General features: G+C 54.7%; 21 protein-coding genes. 13 read left to right on the forward strand and 8 right to left on the reverse strand.

Translation table 11 applies throughout. The features are described 5' to 3' along the window. Entirely contained in the window at positions 1-1,683 is a 1,683-nt protein-coding gene (locus tag IE090_RS14810) for a DUF4153 domain-containing protein (RefSeq protein ID WP_189389503.1), read from the forward strand. Positions 1,684-1,720: 37 nt separating this feature from the next. Here the strand turns inward: IE090_RS14810 and IE090_RS17955 are convergent, their stop codons facing one another. Beyond that, complete coding sequence (locus tag IE090_RS17955) at positions 1,721-1,849, reverse strand: hypothetical protein (protein WP_268247125.1); 129 nt, start codon at positions 1,847-1,849, stop codon at positions 1,721-1,723. Positions 1,850-2,317: 468 nt separating this feature from the next. Here IE090_RS17955 and IE090_RS14820 point away from each other — a divergent pair, with 468 nt between their 5' ends. From IE090_RS14820 to IE090_RS14850, 7 genes are all read left to right on the forward strand, one after another. Further along, the gene (locus IE090_RS14820) at positions 2,318-3,829 is read left to right on the forward strand and encodes an alkaline phosphatase (protein ID WP_189389506.1); all 1,512 of its coding nucleotides are present in this window, start codon (positions 2,318-2,320) and stop codon (positions 3,827-3,829) included. 2 nt (positions 3,830-3,831) lie between these two features. Further along, positions 3,832-5,400: an alkaline phosphatase gene (locus IE090_RS14825; protein ID WP_189389508.1), complete on the forward strand. Its 1,569-nt coding sequence runs from the start codon at positions 3,832-3,834 to the stop codon at positions 5,398-5,400. Between the two features lie 221 nt (positions 5,401-5,621). Next, a complete protein-coding gene (gene rpsP, locus IE090_RS14830) occupies positions 5,622-5,873 on the forward strand; it encodes a 30S ribosomal protein S16 (protein ID WP_094060205.1) in 252 nt (83 codons plus the stop codon). A 28-nt stretch (positions 5,874-5,901) separates the two neighbouring features. Then, positions 5,902-6,441 (forward strand): ribosome maturation factor RimM, encoded by a 540-nt coding sequence (rimM, locus tag IE090_RS14835; RefSeq protein WP_189389510.1) that lies wholly within the window; start codon positions 5,902-5,904, stop codon positions 6,439-6,441. Between the two features lie 2 nt (positions 6,442-6,443). Continuing rightward, the gene (gene trmD / locus IE090_RS14840) at positions 6,444-7,211 is read left to right on the forward strand and encodes a tRNA (guanosine(37)-N1)-methyltransferase TrmD (RefSeq protein WP_189389512.1); all 768 of its coding nucleotides are present in this window, start codon (positions 6,444-6,446) and stop codon (positions 7,209-7,211) included. An 11-nt stretch (positions 7,212-7,222) separates the two neighbouring features. After that, positions 7,223-7,576 carry a 50S ribosomal protein L19 gene (gene rplS, locus IE090_RS14845; protein ID WP_189389514.1) on the forward strand — a complete coding sequence of 118 codons (354 nt, stop codon included), beginning with the start codon at positions 7,223-7,225 and terminating at the stop codon, positions 7,574-7,576. Positions 7,577-7,791: 215 nt separating this feature from the next. Beyond that, positions 7,792-8,652, forward strand: a complete 861-nt coding sequence (locus IE090_RS14850) for a DsbC family protein (protein WP_189389516.1) — start codon at positions 7,792-7,794, stop codon at positions 8,650-8,652. 772 nt (positions 8,653-9,424) lie between these two features. On the opposite strand, the gene truC is transcribed toward IE090_RS14850, so the two are convergent. From truC to IE090_RS14865, 3 genes are read right to left on the reverse strand one after another with little or no spacing between them, the layout of a single operon-like run. Beyond that, positions 9,425-10,192, reverse strand: coding sequence for a tRNA pseudouridine(65) synthase TruC (gene truC, locus IE090_RS14855; protein WP_189389518.1), 768 nt, complete (start codon positions 10,190-10,192; stop codon positions 9,425-9,427). A gap of 36 nt (positions 10,193-10,228) precedes the next feature. Beyond that, positions 10,229-11,086: an alpha/beta fold hydrolase gene (locus IE090_RS14860; protein WP_189389520.1), complete on the reverse strand. Its 858-nt coding sequence runs from the start codon at positions 11,084-11,086 to the stop codon at positions 10,229-10,231. 53 nt (positions 11,087-11,139) lie between these two features. Beyond that, positions 11,140-11,655, reverse strand: coding sequence for a DinB family protein (locus tag IE090_RS14865; protein ID WP_189389522.1), 516 nt, complete (start codon positions 11,653-11,655; stop codon positions 11,140-11,142). 123 nt (positions 11,656-11,778) lie between these two features. Between IE090_RS14865 and IE090_RS14870 the strand changes: the two genes are divergently transcribed. Further along, positions 11,779-14,565, forward strand: coding sequence for a hypothetical protein (locus tag IE090_RS14870; protein ID WP_189389524.1), 2,787 nt, complete (start codon positions 11,779-11,781; stop codon positions 14,563-14,565). Here IE090_RS14870 and IE090_RS14875 read toward each other — a convergent pair. Continuing rightward, positions 14,562-15,179: a DUF924 family protein gene (locus tag IE090_RS14875; protein WP_229815790.1), complete on the reverse strand. Its 618-nt coding sequence runs from the start codon at positions 15,177-15,179 to the stop codon at positions 14,562-14,564. The two genes, IE090_RS14870 and IE090_RS14875, sit on opposite strands and share 4 nt — an antisense overlap. Before the next feature lie 60 nt (positions 15,180-15,239). Here IE090_RS14875 and IE090_RS14880 point away from each other — a divergent pair, with 60 nt between their 5' ends. Continuing rightward, positions 15,240-16,820, forward strand: a complete 1,581-nt coding sequence (locus tag IE090_RS14880; RefSeq protein WP_189389528.1) for a cation:proton antiporter domain-containing protein — start codon at positions 15,240-15,242, stop codon at positions 16,818-16,820. Between the two features lie 14 nt (positions 16,821-16,834). Here IE090_RS14880 and IE090_RS14885 read toward each other — a convergent pair whose 3' ends face one another. The 3 genes from IE090_RS14885 to IE090_RS14895 all read right to left on the reverse strand — a co-directional run bounded on the left by IE090_RS14885 (position 16,835) and on the right by IE090_RS14895 (position 19,396). Then, a complete protein-coding gene (locus IE090_RS14885) occupies positions 16,835-17,365 on the reverse strand; it encodes an LOG family protein (protein WP_189389530.1) in 531 nt (176 codons plus the stop codon). Positions 17,366-17,507: 142 nt separating this feature from the next. Then, positions 17,508-17,915, reverse strand: a complete 408-nt coding sequence (locus IE090_RS14890; protein WP_189389532.1) for a hypothetical protein — start codon at positions 17,913-17,915, stop codon at positions 17,508-17,510. A 101-nt stretch (positions 17,916-18,016) separates the two neighbouring features. Then, positions 18,017-19,396: a PhoH family protein gene (locus tag IE090_RS14895; protein WP_189389535.1), complete on the reverse strand. Its 1,380-nt coding sequence runs from the start codon at positions 19,394-19,396 to the stop codon at positions 18,017-18,019. A gap of 440 nt (positions 19,397-19,836) precedes the next feature. Between IE090_RS14895 and IE090_RS14900 the strand changes: the two genes are divergently transcribed. The 3 genes from IE090_RS14900 (at position 19,837) to IE090_RS14910 (ending at position 24,033) form a co-directional block, all read left to right on the forward strand. Then, complete coding sequence (locus IE090_RS14900; protein ID WP_189389537.1) at positions 19,837-20,859, forward strand: hypothetical protein; 1,023 nt, start codon at positions 19,837-19,839, stop codon at positions 20,857-20,859. Continuing rightward, the gene (locus IE090_RS14905; RefSeq protein WP_189389539.1) at positions 20,859-21,848 is read left to right on the forward strand and encodes a putative solute-binding protein; all 990 of its coding nucleotides are present in this window, start codon (positions 20,859-20,861) and stop codon (positions 21,846-21,848) included. Before IE090_RS14900 ends, IE090_RS14905 begins: the two co-directional genes overlap by 1 nt. Before the next feature lie 70 nt (positions 21,849-21,918). Next, complete coding sequence (locus IE090_RS14910) at positions 21,919-24,033, forward strand: TRAP transporter large permease subunit (protein ID WP_189389540.1); 2,115 nt, start codon at positions 21,919-21,921, stop codon at positions 24,031-24,033. The last annotated feature ends 1 nt before the right edge of the window (position 24,034 follow it).

Consider the following 24,034-nt stretch of genomic DNA (forward strand, 5'->3'; position numbering starts at 1 on the left):
ATGTCTCTTTCATCCACCCGCTTGTCCACCAGACAGCGCTACGCCTTGCTGTCGGTGGCGGTTATACAAGGCATATTGTTGTACGTGTTGCATGAGTCCAATGATTGGGCGCTGCCATTTCTTTACTGCGCCTACGCCGTCGTTGTGACTGGTCCTTTGCTGCTGTCGCTGCTCGTTGGTGTTTTATCGACGCGGCGTCTGCTCGCTTGGTGCTTGACCTTTTTGGCATCGGTGGTGGTCATGAGTGTGTTTACCGCCACGCAACTTTTGCCAGATGATCAGGTAAGGGATGGCGGTGCCACCGTGCAACTGATCTTGACGGTGATGATACTGGGCTTTTTGGTATTAACGCTGGCGCCATCTGGCTGGAAGACGGCCCTCGAAAGCAATCAGCAGCGCATGAGTTTGGGCTGGCACTACGCTTTGCTGCTTGCCTGTGCCGGCTTGTTTGCCTTGGCGGTGATGGCTCTGCTGATGCTATGGGCGGCCTTGTTTGAGGCCATTGGCATCGACTTCTTCGAAGATTTATTTACTTCTGTCTGGTTCTTGTACCCAGCGTCGACGTTGGCGGCCACTGTGGCCATTTTGTTGCTGCGCGAGCGTGAATCTGTGTTTGTGGCGCTGGGTAACTTGCACACCTCACTGATGCGCCTGTTACTTATTTTGGTGGCTTTGATCACGGTGGTCTTTGCCATGGCGCTGCCGTTTACCGGTTTGCATGCCTTATGGGGAAGCGGCGGTAGCACCCTGCTGTTGTGCTTGCAGGCCTTGATGTTGTTTTTGCTCAACAGTGTCTATTTGAGCCATTTATCGCGCCCTTATGGTTCTAAGTTTCAATGGCTGGTGACAACTGCCCTGCTGATTTTGCCAGTGTTCAGTGCCATCAGTCTGTACGGTTTGACAGAGCGCATCGCTCAGCACGGCTTTAGCGTTTCGCGTTATTGGGGGGTGATTATTTGGGCGCTGCTGGCGTTATTAGCAGTGGGGTACAGCCTGTGTTGGCTGCGTTGGCGTCAGCAGTGGGTGGCGCATATTGGTCGCCTTAACATCGTTGTTTCGCTAATGCTGATGGCGACCTTAGTGCTGGTCAATACGCCGCTGGCGGATTTACGCCAGTGGACGGTCGATCATCAACTGGCGCGTTGGCAGCAAGGGGAAGTTGCGGCGGCTGACTTGGATATTGATTATTTTCACGATCATCTGGCCAGGCCGGGTTTTCTCGCCTTGCAGCAATTGCAGACTGAGCTACAAAACAGCCACCCAAAGGTGGTGGTGGCCATTCAGCAAAGCCTAGGTGGCAGTGAGGATAAAAAGGTCGATTTACCCTTGCTGAGTCAGATTATCATTGGGTTTGATCAGGCACCTGAAACCTTACAGCAGCAGCTGCAGCATGACATCTTCGATCAGAGCTGGAACCGAAATATTCAACAGCGTTGGCTACGCCGAGTAGATGCCAATGCCGATGGCCAAACAGAGTATGTGCTGGTGGAGCAGCGCCGGCACTATCGAGATTTAAGCCTGTATTACTGGCAGCAGGACCAGTGGCAGCGCTTGTCTTTAAGGCAGCGTCGTGATGACTCCGATAAGGCCAAGCCAGTTGAGATAGATGACGACGTAACCGCCATCGAACCGCCCTGGCTAGATATTCAAATCGGTGAGCAGCGCTTTGCGGTAGAAAGGTAAGTTATAAAAAATAAAGGCTCCCGAGGGAGCCTTGTCTTTAAGCCGCTTTTTTCAGCTTTTTCTTCAGTTTTTTCAGCTTGCCTTCGTGCTTAGCGATCTTCTCTTTACGAGCTTTGATCTCTTTTTTCAGGCTTACAACTTTTTTCTCTGCTTTTTTCTTAGACATACTTGTCTCCTTCCGTTTTGTCGGTGTGGGCGTACTGCAGGTGGCCGTGTAAGCACGGGAGACCAATCACCCCATTTATTGATCAGCAGCGAGCTGATGTTGCCGGATAAAGTCGCGAATAAAACGCCGAACTTCCCGGGCGGCACTGGTGTCGAGCTGGTCGCACAACGCCAGAAACTGATCGCGCTCAGTTCGATTGATGCGAACAAGTAATTGTGCATCGTGTTTGGCGGCTTTCTTTTTTTCCGCTTTTTTCGGCTTGTCGCTTTTGTCTTTGGCCACGGTGATGAACGCGAGGTTTATTGAAAGTGATATACAACGTATATCATAAAGATAGCTCCTGCAAGGTCGGTGCGGGTTAAATCAGCTCAATCGTAGATTCACAATAAACTGGCTTTATGGTGCGATTTATAGACAATAATCGCCACTTTTATGGAGCTGGATGCTCTGCTAAATAAGGGGTTTTTTATGTTAGCGCTCAAAAAGTGGCGTGGTAGTGTGGCCACGCTATTGACGCTGGTAGCTGCTCAAGTTTGCGCTGCAGACGACTATCAGCAAGGCCAGCTGTGGCTGCAGCAGCGCATGGCGCACTCGCCAGCCCAGCAGCCTGCGCGGAATATCATTTTCTTTCTGGGTGATGGCATGAGCATTACCACCCTGACTGCCGGCCGTATTTTTCAGGGCCAGCAGCGCGGTGAGCCGGGCGAAGAAAACTTTCTTGCTTTTGAGCGCTTTGAGCACAGCGCGCTGATTCAAACCTACAACAGCAATCAGCAGACGCCAGATTCCGCCGGCACCATGACCGCCTTGATGACGGGAGTTAAAACTCGGGCAGGCATGATTAACATCGGCCCTGAGCAGCCACGTGCTGTGTGTCAGGGCAGCGAGCAGTATGCATTGCGCTCTTTATTGCAGTGGGCCCAAGCTGAAGGCTATGCCACCGGTGTGGTGACTAACGCTCGTATTACTCACGCCACGCCCGCCGCCACTTATGCCCACAGCCCAGAGCGCAACTGGGAGGGCGAGCAGGATTTGCCCGCCGAAGCACGCCAGCACGGGTGTGAGGACATCGCCACTCAGCTGATTCGTCAGGCCTTTCCCGCCGGCCTAGATGTCGCCTTAGGGGGAGGGCGGCGCAACTTTAGTGACGCTTTACTGGCCCAGTTCGACGGTCAGCTGGTAACGGCGCGCCAGCAGCTACTCACCGCTCAAATAGAGAATGATACGCCGCTACTGGGCCTGTTCGCTGACAGCCATATGGCTTATGCCCATGACCGTCTGCAAAGTGATGCGTTAACGGCCGACCAGCCATCGCTGCCAGAAATGACGCGCTTTGCGCTGCAGCGCTTGCAGCACCTGAGCCACGGCCAGCCGCGTGGTTTTGTTTTGGTGGTTGAGGGCGCGCGCATCGATCACGCGCATCATTTAGGCAATGCTTACCGGGCGCTGGTGGAAACCAACCAGTTATCTGACAGCGTGGCCCTGGCGCAGCAACTCGCCCATGACGATACCTTGCTCGTGGTGACCGCCGATCACAGCCATACCCTATCTATGGCTGGCTATCCACAGCGCGGTAACCCCATTCTTGGACTGGTGCAACAGCAAGACGACAGCGGCCAGCTACAGCCAACACTGGCCTCTGACCAGCAACCCTACACCACGTTGGGCTATGCCAACGGCTTAGGCTCCCAGCTTCGCCACCCAGATCACCTGCATGCGCCTGAGTTAGCCAGTAATCAGCGTCGGGTAGGGCGCTTGCCCTGGTTGCAAAACAGCGAGCTGATCGCCGATCCATTGCATGCCGACTACTGCCAAACCGCCCTGTTGCCAACCGGCTCTGAAACTCACGGCAGTGACGATGTGGCTTTGCATGCCCGTGGGCCTGGTGCCCAGTGGTTTCATGGGTTGTTAGAGCAACATTCGGTTTATCACATTTTACGGCGCGCGCTGGCGGCCCCGACTCAGCCACAGGAGTTTTAATCATGCGAGCATGGCGTTTAAGAACGTTTTTCGGTGCATTACTGGGCGGTTTGTGGCTGTCAGGCTGTGCCCATCAAGGGGCTATGAGCCCCGCGGCCAGCCCGAGCCAGTCAGCCACCGGCACAACTACAGTTCCGGCCACCAGCCCAGTCACCAGCCCAGCGACCAGTCAGGAATGGGCGGCGCTGGGTCGCCAGCAAGCGCTTAGGACACGGCCAGAACAACGCGGTCCGGCGCGCAATCTGATTTTGGTGGTGGGCGATGGCATGGGCATCACCACTTTGACTGCGGCGCGGATTTTTGCCGGCCAGCAGCAAGGCTTGGCGGGTGAGGAGTTTCGCCTCAGCTTTGAGCAACTGCCTTACAGTGCGCTGGTGAAAACTTACAACACCGACCGCCAAACCCCAGACTCTGCCGGCACCATGACGGCCTTGGTGACAGGCCATAAAACCGATGCTGGGGTGCTGTCGGTGGGAGCCGGGGTGGAGCGTGGCAACTGCTCCTCACTTAACGATCCGGCGACGCAAAGCGATCAAGCCTTGCCGACGCTGTTTGATCTGGCGCGGCGGCTCAATAAACGCACGGCCATTGTGACCACCACCCGCATTACTCATGCCACGCCGGCGGCTTTGTATGCCCACAGCGTGGAGCGTAACTGGGAAAGCGACGATGCCATGACGGCAGCAGCGCGCCGGCAGGGCTGCCATGATATCGCCAGCCAGCTGTTGCAAGCGCATCAGCTAGGTCAGGGGCCGGATATCATTGTTGGTGGCGGCCGTCGGCATTTTGTCCCAGAGGCTCAAGGGGGGCGACGTCAGGACGGTCAAGACTTGATCGCCCAGTGGCAAGCCTTGCCAAACGCGGGCGTGTTGCAAACACGGGCCCAGTTGCAACACGCCAATCTGGCCCGCGGTCGTTGGTTGGGGCTGTTTGCCGATTCACATTTGCCCTACATAGATCAACGGCCAGCCTCTGTGCCAAGCCTGCAGGACATGGTGCAGCAGGTATACGCCGGCGTAAAAGACCAGCCCGATGGTTATGTGCTGGTGATTGAGGCCGGGCGCATCGATCATGCCCACCATGACGGCAATGCCCAGCGGGCTTTGCGTGAAACCTATGAGCTGCACCAAACCATGCAATGGCTGCTGGCACAGGTTAACTTCGACGACACCCTGGTGATGGTGACCGCTGACCACAGCCACACTTTGACGCTGCAAGGCTATCCTACGCGCGGCAATCCGATTTTGGGTTTGGTGCACAGCAACGATGAGCACGGTGAAGCCATGGCCGAGCCCTGGCTACTGGACGATGGCAAGCCCTACACCTCACTGTCTTACCGCAATGGTCCGGGTGCGGTGGATAGCCAGCAACGGCCAAAGCTACAGCCGTCGCAGGTGGCTGACATCGACTTTCGCCAACCAGCGTTGGTGCCGCTGGAGAGCGAAACCCACGGCGGTGAAGACGTGGCCGTGTATGCCGCTGGCCCCTGGGCGCATCTTGTGGGCGGCACGCTGGAGCAGCATTGGCTCTATCATGTGATGCAGCACGCGCTGACGGCCAATCCTGAGTAGGCCCTTGCTTAGCGTTTACTTGTGTGGCGTTTGCGCATACAATTCGCCACCCTTTTTAGGCCTTTCTCCTGGCAATGCCGTGTTCAGCGGTTTGAAAGCGAGAAAGATGTTGAACGGTGGGCGATTTTAAAACCCGCCACCGGGATGTTCGGACGCCGCCTGAATGCTTCAGCTGCGCCTGATGTTCCCGCTTGATAAAACGATCGGAGTAGATCTTTTTTATGGTAGTTATTCGTTTGGCCCGTGGTGGCTCTAAAAAACGCCCTTTTTACAGCATCAATGTTGCTGACTCTCGCAACCCTCGCGACGGTCGCTTTATCGAGCGTGTGGGTTTCTTCAACCCTGTTGCTCGTGGCCAGGAAGAGCGTTTGCGTGTCGATCTGGAGCGCGTTGAATACTGGATGGGCAAAGGCGCTCAGCCAACTGATCGCGTCGCTAAGCTGCTTAAAGACGCTAAGAAAGCTCAGGCATAAGTCAACGCTTTCGCGATAGAGGTACACCATGTCGACACAGCATGCGGCGGAGCAAGACATTACCGTTCTGGGTAAAGTAACCACCGCATTTGGGGTGAAAGGTTGGGTAAAGGTGTATTCGTACACTGATCCAATGACCAGCATTTTTGACTACCCCAGCTGGCTGTTGAACATCGACGGCCAGTGGCGCAGTTATAAAGTTCGAGATGGCAAACCTCAGGGCAAAGGCTTGGTGGCGGCGCTGGAAGGCGTGAACGATCGTGATGCCGCAGTAGCGTTATCACAGATTGAGATCGCAGTTCCTACCTCCGAACTGCCGGAGCTCGATGAAGATGAACATTATTGGTTTCAGTTGCAGGGCTTAAAGGTGTTTCACACCGATGGTCAGCTGCTGGGCCAGGTAAAAGAACTGTTTGATTCCGGCGGCGGTAACCAAGTCATGGTTATCAGCAGCTGTGCTGGCAGCATTGATAGTCGCCAGCGCATGGTGCCCTTCGTCGGAGCCATTGTTCTGTCGGTTGACTTGGATGAAGGTCAAATCCAGGTGGACTGGGAGCCGGATTTTTAACGGTGTGGTTTGGTGTTGTTAGCCTGTTTCCGGAGATGTTTCGCGCCCTGACCGAACACGGTGTCAGTGGCCGAGCGGTGAAGCAAGGCAAGGTCAGCGTAGATTGCTGGAATCCCAGAGACTATGCCTACGACAACTATCAAACCGTCGATGATCGACCCTATGGCGGTGGCCCCGGCATGCTGATGAAAATTCAGCCGCTGGAAGAAGCCATTCAAGCCGCGCGAGCGGTGGCCGAGCAGCAGCCTGGCAAGCCTGCCAAGGTGATTTATTTATCACCTCAAGGGCGCAAGCTGGATCAGCAAGGTGCTTTGCAATTGGCACAGCAAGATAACCTGATCTTAGTGGCGGGCCGCTATGAAGGCATTGATGAGCGTTTAATTGAGCGCGAAGTCGATGAAGAATGGTCGATTGGCGATTTTGTGTTAAGTGGCGGAGAAATGGCAGCCATGACGTTAATGGATGCCGTGATTCGATTGGTACCTGGCGTGTTAGGCCATAACCAGTCGGCCGAGCAGGACTCCTTTATGGAAGGTCTGCTCGATTGCCCACATTACACCCGTCCTGAGGAGTATCAGGGGCGTGTGGTGCCGGAGGTATTGCTCAGCGGCAACCATGAAAAAATTCGGCGCTGGCGGTTAAAGCAATCGCTGGGGCGTACCTGGGAGCGGCGACCCGATTTACTCGACGCACTGGAACTGAACAACGAGCAACAAACGTTATTGACAGAGTATCTGAATGAGCGCGAGCAGGCCTCTTCAGACTGTTAAGGAGCATACAAATGAGCAACAAGAACTCAATCATTCAGCAGATTGAAAATGCACAGCTGAAAAGCGACGTGCCAGCGTTCGGCCCGGGTGACACCGTTGTCGTACAAGTAAAAGTTAAAGAAGGTACTCGTGAGCGTCTGCAGGCGTTCGAAGGCGTGGTGATCGGTAAGCGTAACCGTGGCCTGAACTCAGCCTTCACCGTGCGTAAGATCTCTCACGGTGTTGGCGTTGAGCGTACTTTCCAGACTCACAGCCCACTGGTTGACAGCATTGCTGTTAAGCGTCGTGGTGACGTGCGTCAGGCGAAACTGTACTACCTGCGTGAGCGTAGCGGTAAGTCTGCACGTATCAAAGAAAAGGTATAAACCTTTTTGGCAAAAAAAGAGCGGATCAGTTGATCCGCTTTTTTTATGCCTGCAATATTTGTCCGGTATAGTCACAGGCCGCGATCGTAACTACTGGCGGCGGGATAATGACGGAACTAAATCTGCCACTGTCTCTCCAAGCGTCTCGCGAGCGGTAGTCAGTGCGGCACAATGGCGATGGAGCCAGCGCCGGTAACAAAGGTAAAAGGTAATTCATGAAGAAAACAATTCTGGCAGCCATGTTAGGGCTGACCGTAAGCACTGCCTCCGTTGCGGCAGAGACAGTTAATACCCAGGAGCAGCAGCGCGCTGCGGTTGAGCAACGCTTGGTGGATGCCTTTGGTCCACGCTTACAGGTAAAAGACGTCACTGCGGTGGCGGCAAAGCAAATGCTGGAGGTTATCCTGGTCGACGGCTCCGTCGTGCACATGACGCCGGATATGGGTTATTTCATCTACCGTGATGAATTGTATCAGCTAGCCGCGGATGGCCCGGTGAACGTTACCCAAAGCCGTTTGAACCCGCGCCGCGCTGAGCAGTTGGCTGCCATCGACAACAGCCAAACGGTCATGTTCCCTGCTAAGGGTGAGCAAAAAGGTCTGATCAATGTCTTCACCGACATAGACTGCGGATACTGCCAGAAGCTGCATCTAGAAATACCACGCTTAAATGAACTGGGCATCAGTGTGCGCTACTTGGCGTATCCGCGTGCAGGGGTGAAGAACCCACAAACCGGAGCACTGACAGATTCCTATCGCAAAATCAATTACGTCTGGTGTCAGGATGACCGTAAAGAGGCGATGACGGTGATGAAAAATACCCAGCGTGAGCTGGGTAGGCTGGCGCAGCGTATGCGTGGCGGTGATGCTCGCGCCCAAGATAAGTTCGAAGATGTGCGCGAGCAAATGCAAACTATGCTGGCGGACAGCAAGGATTGCGGCGCGCCAGTGGCGGCTCAGTTTGAACTGGGTCAGGGCTTGGGCGTGACTGGTACACCGGCCATTATTGTTGATGATGGTCGCTTATTCCCGGGCTATATGCCGGCCGATGCTCTGGCGGAACGGGTGCTGAACTAACATCGCCGCACAATGCTGTATCAATCAACGGGCCTGCGGGCCCGTTTTTTGTGCCCGCAGTTTAGTTGCTGATGTGAGTAGAGCGAAAAAGCATCATTCTGACACTAAGCCCGTCATGACGGGGCTTGTAGACAGTTACCAAATAATCGCCAACAGCTTTATCCACAGAAATTGTGGATCAGTTAACGTAAGCGTCATGGTCGAATGCTGGCAAACGGGGCATAAAAGTCTCCTCTGGCGTCACAAAATGCTTGACCATGGCATTTTTATGCACATTGACTTTTAATCTGTTGTGTTGGTCCTCTATTGTATAGAAATATCTGGAGTTGCCTGCTTGACTTATCTAACCCATTGAAAAATATGCATTTTTATAGGTGGTTAAAAAATAAACAATCTGTCTTCGGGCCTGATTTTATCTGGCTTTGCGGCATATGCCGACAGATTATCCATAGAATTATCCACAGAATCTGTGGGAAACTGTCAGTCTTTGAAGTGGGTACGTAAGGTCAAGCGCAGGTCAAGATTCAGGCTGGTCAAAGTGCGCCTTTTTGTCCTCTTTGTTGGGCGTTATGCACAAGTGATCTATTGCAGAGATCTAATAGTTTGAACTTTGGCGTCTGGCACGACAGTGTCTGTCGTCGCTGCAACTGAATGATTTTTAAGCATTTTTTTAAAGTGGCCTAAATGAATAAACAGGCCCTAGGCGCAGGCATAGTGCGCCCTAGCGGTGATTGAGCAATATCCGTCCACGGAATTGTCCACAAGCGTATCGCTATCCTGCCCCGTGTGTGGCGGACTGAGGTGTCAGTAATTGCGGCGTCGGCAGTTGCGCTTGCCAGTCAAAGCGTGCGATCAGCTGCTGCCAAGTTTGATCCAGAGGCGCTTCAATGGTGATGGTTTCAGCGCTGAGCGGATGTTGAAAACTGAGCTGCCAGGCATGTAGAAGCAGCCGGCCGGCGTCAAAATGATCGCGAAAATAGCGACTGTGCCTGCCTTTGCCATAACGCGCGTCGCCAATGATGGGATGGCTTAGATGCTTGAGATGACGGCGAATCTGATGTTTACGGCCGGTGTGTGGCAAAGCTTCTACCAGCGAATAGCGCGATTGTGGGTATTTATCAATGGCGATGGGTAACTCTACTTGGGCCAAGCAACGAAAATCCGTGCGTGCCTCTTGTGCCGGTTTGATGCGTTCATGGCGGGCGTACTTGTCTACCGGTGGCACCAGGGGTTTATCTAGCTCGGTCCACTCTGGCATGTAACCGCGCACGATCGCCAAATAGCGTTTGCTGACTTGTTGCTGGCGCCATTGCTCGACCACCAAGCTGGCGATGTCAGGCGTTAAAGCGAACATCAAAACGCCAGACGTGGGTTTATCCAAGCGATGTACCGGATAAACTCGCTGGCCGACATGATCGCGCACCAGTTGCAGGGCAAAACGGGTTTCGTGGCGATCAATCTCGCTACGATGTACCAGCAAACCACTGGGTTTGTTGATCGCAATTAAGTGATCATCTTGAAAAAGAACGTCGACGGACATGCCTATTACCTGTGATAAAAACAGGCGCCATCATAGTCATGGCAGCGCGCGGAGCAAGTTGGTCAGCACATGGTTGCCAGCGGGTGGTAAGTAGGGCTGTAGTTGTAGATATAGCAGCTCTGGCATTTCTAAATGAGGCCAGTGGCCAGCAGCACATTTCACATGCTGTGCCTGCATAAAGGCTCGTTGCAGCCACAAAGCATGGCGCTGTTGGCCGCTAATGAGTTGAACCGGGCCACTATAGCCAGCGGGTGGGTGCAACCACTCCCACGGCTCATGACGATAAGCCAGTAACGCAGATAACACTCGCAAGCCGCCATGAGCCTGCAACAGCTCAAAAGCATCTTGGCAGTAATGGCGTGGCAATGGCAGGCGGGCGCAGGCTTGATAGTAACGCTGCAAGCCTGCAGCGCTAAGGCCGCGGCACCACCAGTTACCACTGGCGCTGGCCCATAATCGCTCACGCCAATGCCAGTTAAAACGCGGGTGGCGAGGATTAAGCCAGTGCATGGAAAGCGGCTTGATGCTGTGGTGACGGTTAACTGCGATTAGCTTGTGCGCAATGAGCGCACCGCTGTCATGGGCAATGATGTGACAGTGTTGAGTGCCCAAGCGCTTTAGTAAAGCGCGTATCAGCTCGGCTTGGCTACCAAGGCTGTAGTAATAGGGCCAGGGCTTGTCGGAATCGCCGCAGCCAAGTAAGTCGGGCGCTACCACAGTGCCGTGCTGGGCTAATGCTGGCCATAGTGCGTGCCAGTCCCAGCTGCTGCCGGGAAAGCTGTGCAACAATAAAATGACCGCTCCTTGGCCTGCCTGCTGATAGCTAATTGCATGGCCGTGCCAATGAAATATCTGCTGCTTGGCACGCCACGTCAGCGGTGATGGTGTCTCCATTTGGACTTTCCTTGCTTGGCTTTCCTTATTTTTTGCGCGCTACATCTCGGCGATTAATCCAAAGGAGCGTGCAGCAAGTCTGGCTCGATAGTAGGCTGGCCCAGCTGCTGCAATACTGCGCTAATTTGCCCGCGATAGTGGGTGTGATGGTTAAACAAATGCTGCAGTATTCGATCTAGGCCAACGCTGAGCTCGTCGTCATCGCCGTACACCAACACAGCGCGAGCATCGTCTTGGCGCAGTAAATCGCACCAACGTTGCAATACATCGTCTATGCGCTCACGTACTGGCTGCAGCTCTTTTAGCTGTGGATAGCACAGTTGGCGATCATTCTTAACTGGCGGCAGGTCATTCAGTTCTTCCAGCATCGGATAAATCGGCTGTAGACGCCTAAGCCACAGCAAATCGGTGGCGAGCAGATGATTCCAGCAGCCGCAGAGCGAGCCGTGTGCCAAGCCGACATCTTGTTGTTGCTGTTCGCTGGGCAAACTCAGGCTGGCATTGAGAAGTTGCGCGTTCATCCAGCGGTTGTAACGCGCTGAGCGTCGATAGTGATCGGACCAGGGCATGGCGGCCTCCGCGCGGTTGGTTTTGACGTTCACTTATTGTAGGCCTGACTCAGGACACCAGTGCAGACAAGCCGCCTGACAGCCCTTATGATTCGCTGCTGTGCTGTTGAGCGGATAAGGACAATGCGCGTTTTATTATTGTTGATCATGTTAGCGAGTACTTTGGCGAGTGCTCAGTCCGTTGCCTGGAATGAAACGGACAAGCGCTGGCGTACCAGCACTTCTGAGCACTTTCAGGTGCATTACCTTGAACCGCATCAGGCCATGGCAGAGCGCTCGCTGGCCATTGCCGAGCAGGTGCACCAACAATTGCTGCCGTTTTTTGGTCAGGCGCCCGAGGCGCGCACGCACATGGTGTTGGTGGATGACTTCGATTTTTCCAATGGCTGGGCCACGCCCTTGCCCTTTGCTCAAATTCGTTTGTTTGCCTCGCCACCGCAACAGGTATCGTCACTTGAGCATAATGACGATTGGCTGCAAAGCCTGATTCGCCACGAGTATGTGCATGTGCTGCACATGGAAATGCAGAGTGGCAATGTCGAGCAAGCGCGCAATGTGTTTGGTCGAGTAGGGTTGTGGCCTTTTCCACCCTTGTCGGCCTTTCCCCACGCCTTTACCCCATCCATGTTACTGGAAGGTTTGGCGGTCTATTTAGAGACCAACGCCGAGCAGGGCTTTGGCCGCCTGCAAGGCAGCTATTACCGCATGCAGATGCGTAGCGAAGTGTTGGCCGGTGAGCTGGATGATATGAATTCGGTGATCGTGGCGCGGCGCGAATGGCCCAGCAACCGCGCTTATTTATACGGTGCTTATTTTATCGAGTTCTTGATCGAGGAGCATGGCGAGGCGCGGGTGCAGTCCTTCTTGAATCTTTATTCCGCTCAGCTATTGCAGTACGTGCTGCTCGACAGCACGTTTCGCAGCAGTTTTCGCCGCTCCCTTGATGACCTTTGGCGGGAGTTTCAACCCTGGCTAGAGCAGCGCTTTGCCGCTGAAATTGCGGCGCTGCAACAGCACAGTACGGCGTCAAAGCGCTGGTCGTTTGCCAGCCGCAATCGCCAGCCAATGGCCAGTGATGGTCAGCGTTTGTGGTATGTCGAGGACAACGGTGAAGATCGCCGCCAAGTGGTGCTACGCCAAGGCGAGCAGCCCCCTCAGCCTGTGGCGAGCGCTAAAGGTGTGCGTGCATTGGCGCACAACGAACATGGCGAGTTGGCTGCTTTACGGCTGATACATTATGCCAGTGGCCGCAGTTGGAATGACTTGTTTGTGTTGCAACAAGGGCACTGGCAGCGTTTGACGGACGGGCAACGTCTGCGTGATCTGGCCTGGGATGCCAGTCAACAGCGCTGGCTGGCCACACGCTCCATTGCCGGTCTGAGTGAACTGGTGAGCATCGATCGCCAAGGCCAGCTGGTTCGGCTATGGCAAGGTCAAGCGGGAGAGGTGCTGGGCGAGCTGGCAGTGAGCGCCGCTGGCGTGGTCGTGGCAGCGCATAAACCGCGCGGCCAAGGCTGGGATTTAGCCCGCTATCAGGGGCAACAATGGGTGCCGCTGACGCAATCGCTGGCGGTCGAAAACAGCCCTGCGTTTTTGCCCGATGGGCGGCTGGTGTTCAGTGCCGACTACCAAGGCGTGTTTGATCTGTGGGCGCTATCGCTGACGGACGAAGCGCTCCCCCTGCAGCGTCTGACTCGCGGCGTAAGCGGCGCATTTAAGCCCCTTGGCTGGCGTGGCGAGCTGGTTTGGCAGCAGTATGAGGCCCAAGGCTTTCAACTGCATTCGGCGCCATTGCAGGAGCTTGAGGCCTACCGTCTCGACCATTGGCAGGGGCAATACGACTACGCCTGGATCGACGCGCAATCCTACCCCAGTCAGGAGTATGTGCCCTGGAGCACCTTGCGGCCACGCTACTGGCTGCCCATTTGGCAGTTTGGCAATGATGAGAGCTTTTTAGGCTTGCAGACCAGCGGCCAAGATGCGCTGGCACGCCATAGCTACAGCGCTCAGCTGCGCTTTAACACCAGCCAACAGCAGGCCGAGTGGGCGCTGAGTTATGGCTATGATAAGCGCTGGACATTGGCTTGGCTGCGCCAGCATCAAGTCGACGACGTTGGCATTGCCGAGCTGACTCGGCGTGAAGACCAGTTTGTGTTGGCGCGCTACAACTTATGGCCAGCGCTGGAAGATCAATGGCGCTGGAGCCTCGGCCTTAGCCATGAATACGAGCGCTGGATCAGTGCCGAGGGGCCGGTCATCTTTGATCGCGGCGGTATTCGCGAGAGCCTGGTGGGCGTTGCCACGCGCTTTGATAATCGCGAAAGCTTTATCAATGTGCCCGGTGTGGGGTGGGGCAGTTATGTCAGTTTGGTGGCGGAAACCAACGAGGCACTGCCCAGTGACTACGACGGCGAGCGCTACCAGCTGGAGCTGCGTCACACCCTAGATTTACCCGGCCGCCAAACCTTGACCATGGCCGCCATCGCCGCCGGTGCTGATCCGCTCGCCCAGCCATTTAGCATCGGTGGTAGCGAACTGGGAGCAGAGCAAGTGCTGTTTGGTCGCGATGAGTTCAGCCTGCGTGGCTACGACAGCAACGCCGCGGTGGGGCGTTACCTGTATCGAGGTCAGTTGCGCTATCAAGGCTGGCTCGGCCGGGTAGAGCGCAACTGGAATACTTGGCCCTTGGGCTTGGGTGACTGGTACGGCAACCTGTTTTTCGAGCAAGGCAGCGCTTGGTCGGATGGCCACAGCCGGCCCGCGTTAGCGTCCGTGGGGGCTGAGCTGAGTGCGGAGCTCATTCTTGGTTATCGCCTGGCGCTACCTGTGACGGCTGGCATGGCCTATGGCTTTAATGACGAGCGCGGTGGTGGTGCCAAAGTGTACCTGCGCTCGTCATTAGCGTTTTAAAACCCAGAGCCTGGCTGGGTTAAAAACTGCCGCTCGTCGTCGCTAGACGGGCGGTTTAACAATGCGTTGCGGTGCGGAAAGCGGCCAAAGCGCTGGATGATTTGCTGGTGGCGGCGGCCAAACTCTAAATAATTCTCCGCCTCACCAGCAAAACTTGCCGGCGCATCAGCACGTAACTGCGCCAGCTTTTCCATGCACAAGTTCTGCATGGCCTCGCTTTCGGCGTGCTCCAATGGCAAGTAGTAAAACAGCCGCTGAATCGGCCTTACTTGTCGGTCAGCTCCTTGGCGAATGCCTTCTAACGCCCATTCAAGCGCCAGCGCGTCTTGGGTAAAGCTCATGGCGTTGTCACGGTACATATTGCGGCTGAACTGATCCAACACGAGGATGGCGGCTAAACGGCCATCCGCACTGGTGAGCCAGTCACGGTGTTCACCGCGCAGCAAGGCTTTGAGTGTCGGCTCAAAGCGCTGGCGAATGGTGTCATCGGTGGCAGCGTCTTTCTGCCACCAAAGCTTGGCTTGGCGTTGACTTATCTCATGGTCAGCGGCGTCTGCGCCAAACCAGAACGCGAGTATGTCGTTTTTATGCATTTCATCTCTGCCGTCTGTCATCTGGCTGAGCTACCATAGCGGGCGTTCTGATGACCTGCAATCTGGGGGATAACAGCGGTAATGGACTTTTTGTGGATTCTGGTGGCATTTGCCGGTGGCTTTATCATGAAGCAAATCGGCATGCCGCCTTTGGTGGGTTTTTTGTTGGCTGGCTTTGGTTTGCATGCCGCTGGGGTCGAGCCTGCCGACAACCTGCAAACGCTGGCTGACTTGGGCATTACTTTAATGCTGTTCACCATTGGCTTAAAGCTGGATGTCAGGGCATTAATCCGGCCAGAAGTGTGGGCCACCACCAGCTTAAACACGGCCATTTGGACGGTGCTGATGGTAGGGCTATTGGTGCTGGCCTCTTGGTTGGGCATCAGTCATTACTACGATGTCAGCTGGACCACCCAAGCGCTGATTGGCTTTGCGCTAAGTTTTTCTTCCACTGTGTGCGTGGTGAAAATGCTGGAGGAGTCCTCCGAGCTAAAGGCCAAACATGGACGCTTAGCCCTGGGCATTCTGATTATTCAGGACATTTTCGCGGTGCTGTTTTTAGTTGCCTCGACGGGTAAAATGCCGTCGGTCTGGGCGCTGGCGTTACTGTTGCTGTGGTTCGCTCGGCCATTGCTGTACCGTCTCGTGCAGGCAGCGGGCCACGGTGAGCTGTTGCCATTGTTGGGCTTCTTTTTGGCCTTGGGCGGTTCAGAGCTGTTTTACGCCGTCGACTTAAAGGGCGATCTGGGCGCGCTGGTGGTCGGTATGCTGTTGGCCCGCCACCCCAAAGGCTCAGAGCTGTATAAAGCCTTGATGGGCTTTAAAGATTTGTTCTTAATCGGCTTTTTCTTGTCGATTGGCTTTACCGCGCTGCCCAGCGCCGATATGGCCGTCAGTGCTGCCATGTTGCTGCTGATTTTGGTGGCCAAGTTTGCTTTGTTCTTCTGGCTTTTGACGCGTTTTAAAGTGTCTGGCCGCTCTTCCTATCTGGCGGCGCTGGCACTGACCAACTACAGCGAGTTTGGCTTGATCGTGGCGCATTTGAGCGTCAAAAATGGCTGGATGTCGGAGGACTGGCTGGTCATCATCGCGCTGGTGATGTCAGTGTCCTTTATTCTCAGCAGCTTTTTATACCGTCGTGCTCACCATATTTATGCGCTGCACAAAGATACCTTTAACCGCTTTGAACGCAGCGGTGTGGCACCCAAGTTTGAGCGTCCGGCCAATGCTGAAATTTTGATTTTGGGCATGGGTCGTGTGGGCAAAGGCGCGTATCAAGCGATTACGCCAGATTACCCAGAGCAGGTATGGGGCATTGAATCAGACAGCGAGCGTGTGGCGCGGCTGCGGCAAGAAGGCATTTGCGTCGCGTTGGGGGATTCCGATGACTTGGAGTTTTGGCAGCAGGCGCTTAAACCGGGTGCCAATGGTCGCGCAGTGAAGTTGGTCATGTTGGCATTGCCATCGCAGGTGGAAATGCTCAGTACCTTGGAAATGCTGCGCTTGGCGGGTTATCAAGGCCGCACGGCGGCGGTGGCACGCTATGAAGACGAGCGCCAACAGCTGTTGTCACTGGGCGTCGATGTGGTGTTCAACTACTACGCCGAAGTAGGTGCCGGTTTTGCGGCTGAAACCCGGCCATTGTTGCAATCAGAGGCTTAACACCTCTGATGCTGTTAGCTGTTTTTCAGCCACTCGGTGACTTGCTGCGGTGAGCTTAAGCGTTGTAGCTCGCCACTGTGATGGGCAAAGCCTTCGTGCTCAAAGTGCTGCAGTAAATCGAACAGTGCCTGCCAGTAGTGGTTGATGTCGTAGCACGCACAAGGTTTGCTGTGATCGCCAAGGCCGGCCCAGCACCAGATTTCGATCAGTTCATCTAAGGTTCCTATGCCGCCGGGCAAGGCCAGAAAACCATCGGCCAGTTCGGCCATTTGGGCTTTGCGCTCGTGCATGCTGGCAACGCGAATCATCTGGCTTAGGCCCGTGTGGCCAACTTCACGTAGCTCTAACGCGTGGGGAATCACGCCAATCACCTCACCACCGGCCGCGAGTGCTGCATCGGCAATGGTGCCCATCAGTCCGGTGTGTCCGCCGCCATACACAATGCCGATGCCCTGCTGGGCAAGGTGGGTCGCTAATTGTGCAGCAGCCTGCTGATATTGTTCGTTATTGCCGAGGCGCGCACCACAATAAATGGCCAGTCGCATGATGGGGGTATCTCTTTGTTGCTTATGGGGGGTTGTCTTTAGGTGGTTGTCTGTGGAGGGTAAGTTATATCACAGGCACCTTGGGCATTTGCAAGAAGGGCAGGGATAGACCAGCGGCATGGCACCGCTGGCCTTACTGGCGTTAGAACAGGTTCAACACCAAGGCGGCGGGCTCGCAGTGGTTGCGTTCTTTTAAGTCATTTTTTTGCCGCGATTGCTCGGATTTGATCCAGGTGTAACTGGAGGCTGAGCCTTTGCAAATGGTGAGGCCCAACACGTTGTTTTTAGAGCGCACAAACAGGTTCATATTGACTTGGCCGCGGGTGCGCGAGCGCAGGTGAATTTTTTTCGGCGAAATGGTGTAGGAGCGCAGCCCATCTTTGGCGGTGATGTTCATGGTTTCACCGGCTGGGGCGTTGACGAACTCGGCGTCGTCACGAATTTCGATGCTGGTCCAGTTGGAGTCGGTTTCAAACTCCAGCTGGTAAATCTTTTCTTCGGCTTGGGCGGCGCCAGCGATTATTAACAGCAGAGCAACCAAGGTTCTCATAGGTGGCCTTCCATGCATTGTTACCGCGGTGAAAAAAACGCCGTGCCGCCTAGGCGACACAGCACATACCCTCAGTTATATAGTCCACGATTTTTATATCGTCAAAGATGGGTTTCAGCGTACTCGGCCAGTACCGAACGCGGAGAACCCTGTAAATGCACGGTTCCGCCGTGGTTGAAGTGCTTAAAGCGTTCGATTAAATAGGTCAGGCCGGAGCTGACGGCATTTAAGTAAGGTGTGTCGATCTGCGCCAGATTGCCCAGACACACCACTTTGCTGCCGGCCCCGGCGCGGGTAATGATGGTTTTCATTTGATGGGGCGTCAGGTTCTGACACTCGTCGATCAAAATCAAACTGTGCTGGAAGCTGCGGCCGCGAATGTAGTTAAGCGACTTAAACTGCAACGGCACTTTTTGCAAAATATAATCGACGCTGCTGTGAGCGTGCTCATCGTCTTTGTGCAAGGCTTCAAGGTTGTCGGTAATGGCGCCCAGCCAAGGCTCCATTTTTTCGGCTTCTGTGCCAGGCAAATAGCCAATGTCTTCATCCAAACCGCGAGTACTGCGGGTGGCAATGATGCGGCGAAATTGATTGCTAGCAACGGTCATTTCAATGGCCGCTGCCAGGGCCAAAATGGTTTTGCCCGAGCCTGCTTGACCGCTCAATGTCACTAGATGCACATCTGGGTCAAGCAGCAAATGCAAGGCAATGGCTTGTGGAATGTCTCTGGGGGTTAACCCCCAAGCGGACTGCTGCAACAGCTGCTCGGCGGGCAAGTCTTGCAGTGTGACTTGCTCTTCATCTATGGCGACAACACGGCCGATGAAGCCTTTGTCGTCAACGATAAAGCGATTGACGTGCAACTCCTCCGGTAAATCGTTGCGAGCCAGACGATGATAGGTGCCGCTTTCATCGTGAAAACTGTGCACTTGTTGCTGGCTATCCCAAAACGAGCCTTCATAGGCGTGGTAGCCGGTTTCCAGTAAGGCAACGTCTGATACCAGTTGATCGTTTTGGTAGTCCTGGGCGCCAAGGCCGCAACCACGCGCTTTTAGGCGCATATTGATGTCTTTGGTAATCAAGATTACATCGCGGCGCGGATGCTTCTCTTGCAACGCTACTAAGCTGTTGATGATTTTGTTGTCGTTGAGGTCTTGCGGCAGTACCCGATTGGGTTGGTTAAAGCTATCGAGCAAAATCGAAAAACTGCCCTGGAAACTGTCATCGGCCCGACGAATCGGCACCCCCTTAGCAATTTCGGTCGGGCTGGCATCGCCAATGATGCGATCAATTTGGCGAATGGCCTCGCGGCAGTCGGTAGCAATGGCGGCTTTGCCCATCTTCAGCTTGTCGAGTTCCTCCAGAACAGTCATGGGAATCACCACCTGATGCTCTTCAAAGTTGAGCATAGCGACCGGGTCGTGGATCAGTACGTTGGTGTCCAGAACATACAACTTGGTGTCGGACTTGCGTGCTGCCATATCAGCAATCTCCTGTGCATCCAAAGCGGGGGGTAGAGCGTTTTCTGCCTGCGGCAGTCACAGACGAGGTCGGGTGAGCTAGCAGTGGCTGCCAGCGGGGAAGGGAATGGGCAGGATCAATACGGATCGTCAATGACCTCTCCTGTAATCAGGACGACGACACAGCGTCGTGTAATGCCTCTGACTTTCATCATGCAGGGTTATGGTTGGGTTGCCAAGGGGCGAGTGTTGCTCGGTTTTAAAGAGGCCATTTCATGTTGTGGGCGCGGTTTTGGCAGGGAAGAACCTTTTGGGACTCTGCCATTGACTTTAAGGTCAATGGCGGCTGTGGCTCGGGTCAATGGCACTGGTATCTGTTGCGATACACTGGCAAGGTACCTGTCAACCACTGGCCTCAGGCCGTGATAATAACAATAAATAAGCATTCTCTTGGGGGCACCATGTCTTTGCTTTCTCCTTCGTTGGCGCGCGTCGCTGCGCTGACTGCTGCGCTGACGCTGTCGGGTTGTAGCGCCGTCTATAAAACCACCGGCTGGTTTGCCTACGACTACGCCGAGAGCCATGCCATTCCCTTTACCATGCGCAGCGATGACCCGACCCTGGTGTGCAATCAATCGCAGGCGCTGGCAGAAACCTTGCTGTCATTTTCGGACGTCACCTACGAGGCGCATTTACCGGCCACCACCTTGTATATGATGGCGGGTAGTTGTGCTGAAGCCGAGGCGCACGAACACGCGTTAGCCTATTTGCGGGCCTTTGACAGCCAGCAAGTGGCGGCCGCCAAAGATGCTCGTATTTTGGAAAAGCGCGGCTATGCCTTGGCAGCACAGCGCCAATACAAGGCCTACCAGCACATGGTGGCGGAGTTCACGGAGCCGGGTGCTGAATGCCCGGATCTAGACCGGGATGAAGAAATCTACTGGGTGTTAGGTATTTTAGCTGGGGTGCAGTCGGTGATGAGTGACTTGCGCGCCGAGGGAGCCGTAGGCGTGCCCAAGGACATCGCCATGAAATCAGTGCGTGGCATGCAATGCGTCGACAACCAGCGCTGGTGGGGCTTGCCGCAAGCTGTGCAGGCATCAGTGTGGGTCATGTTGCCAGACAACGCCCCAGTGGGCACCGATCCTTGGCAGCAGCTGCAACAAGCCAGCGCCATGGCCAGTGATGCGGGTGTACGTATGGCACATGCTATTGAAGTGACCATTGCCGACAGCAGTGGCGATCAGCAGCGCTTAAAAGACGCCATTCGTCGTCATGCGCAATCGCTGGAGCAAACACCAGCCGCGCCAGACTATCGTCTGTTAGATATTATGGCGCATCGGCAAATTGTGGCGGTATCGGACCGCATGTGGACGGAAGCCACCGGCTCGCGTACGCCTTACGATCAGTTGGGTACCTTCTGGGATGACAAACCCGCTGCCATGCCCGCTTTTGACATCGATGACTTACTGGGAGGCGAATAATGCGATTGTTGCTGCTGAGTTTGCTATTGCTGACCTCGCTGGCTCAGGCTGAGGTGGTTAAGCGCACCCTGTGTGTGTTTGATCCTTTAGGTGCCAACGGTGGGCTTTACAGTGTGGCTAAGGATTACCGCACCCTAGCGCTTGAGTGGGGGGTAGATTTTCATTTGCGGGCCTACACGGATGAAAAAATCGCCTCCGATGATTTTAAAGCCCAGCAATGCGATGCCGTGGTGCTTACCGGTGCTCGCGCGCGGCCGTTTAACACCTTCACGGCCACCGTCGAGGCCATCGGTGCGGTGCCTTCTGAGAACATCATGCAGCAATTGGTGCAGCTGATTTCATCGCCCAAAGCCGAGCGCTACATGGTGGAAGGACGCTACGAGGTGATGGGCGTTTTACCAGCTGGGCCGATCTATTTATTTGTGCGCGACCGTTCCGTCGACTCGGTGGAGGAGTTGTCTGGCAAGCGCATTGCCACCATTGACTATGATGAGCCTTCCAAGCGCTTGGTCAATCACGTGGGTGCCTCGGTGGTGCCGGCGAACTCGGCCAATTTTTCCGGCATGTTCAATAATGGCAGCGTGGATGCTGCCTATGCGCCGGCATTGGCTTACAAGCCGCTGGAGCTTTACAAAGGCTTGGGCGAAAGTGGCGGGATTATTCGCTTTAATCTGGCCTATCTGGATTTTCAACTGGTGGCGCATCGGGAGCGCTTTCCGGCAGGATTTGGCGCTCAGTCACGTCAGGCATTGGCGCAGCAGTTTGAGCGTGTGGCGCAAAGCATTGCCGCCGATACCGCCGCCATTGAATCGCATTACTGGGTGGATTTAACTGCTGAAGCGCGCGCAGAATATAACCAGATGCTGCGCGACATTCGCATACAACTGCGCGATGAAGGCGTGTATCACGCCAGTATGTTAACACTGCTGCGCAAGCTGCGCTGTCGCGATAACCCGACGGCAGCTGAGTGTGTTGATAAACTCGAATAGTCTCGTTGAAAACTCACCCTCTCTAATAATAACAACAGGGCGCCGCCAGAGCGCCATTTGAGGTATTTCCATGGAACAGGCTGCGCGCTTTGCCAATCGCAGTGCTTATGAATGGCTGGCGGCCTTGCCGGCTTTTCTGGTGCTGGTGTTTGTTGTCGTTCTCAATACCAGCCATACCCTGCATGCTCAGCTATTAAAACTGGGTGAAAGCACTTGGGATGGCTATTTTAAGCTGCGTCATGATCCGGCCGCACCTGCGTGCAACCCCAATATGGACATTGATGCACGCTTGCAGCAACTGGTGGCGGAGAGCCAGGCCGTTGATGATGAATGGGATTTACTCGCCCCTGATCCTGTTGACCCAGCTGTGATGCGTCAGTCGTTGCTGGCGGCAAAAGCGCAATGTGCGCAGCAACATCAGCAGTATCAGCAAACGCTGGAGCGAATTACTCCGGCGGTACAGGTATTTCGCAGCATTGAGTTAGGCGTTGCTGGCTTTGGCGAGCTGGGCATGCAGGCGCAGCGCATTATGTTGGCGGTGTTGGTGTTGATCTGTGGCTTGACCGCCGTGTTCCGACGTCATCACATTGCCCTGCGGCCGATGGAAACCGTGATGGACTACCGCGTTGCCGCCGGCGCCCAGCTGATTTCCAGCAGCATTTTATTTTATTCGGTGTACAGCTTTCGCGAAGTGGCGGTGGGCGCAGGCGTTAGCGTCAGCCAGGAACATTTGATTCTGCATCATCTGTGGATTTATGGCTTTGCCTTTATTTTATTGCTCAGCCTGTATCAGTTTTTATTTATTCCAGAAGACGCCAAACCCGGCGGCAACTTCTTTAAGGCGCAGCTATCGATTCCACTGTATTCGACTATGTGCATTATTTCCGGCAGCTTTTTTATTATGTCGGGGCACAGTGCTGGCATTGGCATTTATCTCAACCAAATGATGGAGCTGTCACAGCTGTTTTTAAACGTCGGCTTATACGTTTGGATCGGCATGTTGTTTAAACGTACCTTGCTGGCACAGCGCGTATTTGACGTGTTTCGGCCATTTAACCTGCCACCGGAAATGCTGGCGGTGGCGGTGGTCGCGTTAGCCGCCATTCCTACGGCTTATACCGGCGCTTCTGGGATTTTTGTGATTGCTGTAGGCGGTTTGATTTACAGCGAGCTGCGCCGTGCTGGAGCGCGGCGACAACTGGCCTTGGCAGCCACGGCTATGTCGGGGTCGATGGGGGTGGTGCTGCGGCCCTGTTTGTTGGTGGTGATCATTGCCGCGCTGAATAACGAAGTGACCACGGACCAGCTGTTTGGCTGGGGGGTAAAAGTCTTCTTTTTGACCGCGCTGCTGTTTGCTGCCATGGCGCTGCTGACGCGCCAGGAAAAAGCCCCATTAACACTGCCAGACGATGTGTGGCCGCAGTTTTTACGCTCGCTTAAACCTTTGCTGCCTTATGTGGTGCTGATCAGTGTGATTTTGCTGCTGTACGCACTGCTGTTGGATGCCTACTTAGATGAGTTTTCAGCCCCCGTGATTTTGCCGGTGTTGCTGTTGGCGATTTTAATGTATGAACGCGTCAGTGAAGAAAAAGCCCTATTAAAGCGTGAAAATCTCAATGTTAATTACGTCGAGCAGCGGGTGGAGGAATCTTGGCATGACCTGCGCGACGGTCAGGATTCGCTAGAGAAAAAAATCCGTGAAGCGACCACCGAAACCACAGGTCATATCGGTGCCTTGCTGATGCTGATGGGGTTATCTGTGAGCATTGGCGGTGTGGTCGAGCGCGCCGAGTTAATGGCATTGGTGCCCACCAGTTTTGATTCCATTTGGCTGGCGATGGCGTTAATGGTGGTGCTTTTGGTGTTGATCGGTATGGTGATCGACCCTTACGGTGCGGTGATATTGGTCAGTGCCACCATTGCCAGCATTGCTTACCAAAGTGGCATTGATCCAGTGCATTTTTGGATGGTGACCTTGGTGGCGTTTGAACTGGGCTATTTAACACCGCCGGTGGCGCTCAATCATTTGTTAACGCGGCAAGTAGTGGGCGAAGAAGAGGTGCGTTTATCCAAGCTGGAAGGCGACACCTTCTGGTACCGGCATGAAAAAATCCTCCTGCCCTTAGTGACCATGGCCATTGCTCTGGCGTTGGTGGCCTTTGTGCCTTTGGCCATCGGCTACTGAG

Source organism: Bacterioplanes sanyensis, from assembly GCF_014652515.1.
In the GTDB taxonomy this organism is placed as follows: Bacteria; Pseudomonadota; Gammaproteobacteria; order Pseudomonadales; family Oceanobacteraceae; genus Bacterioplanes; species Bacterioplanes sanyensis.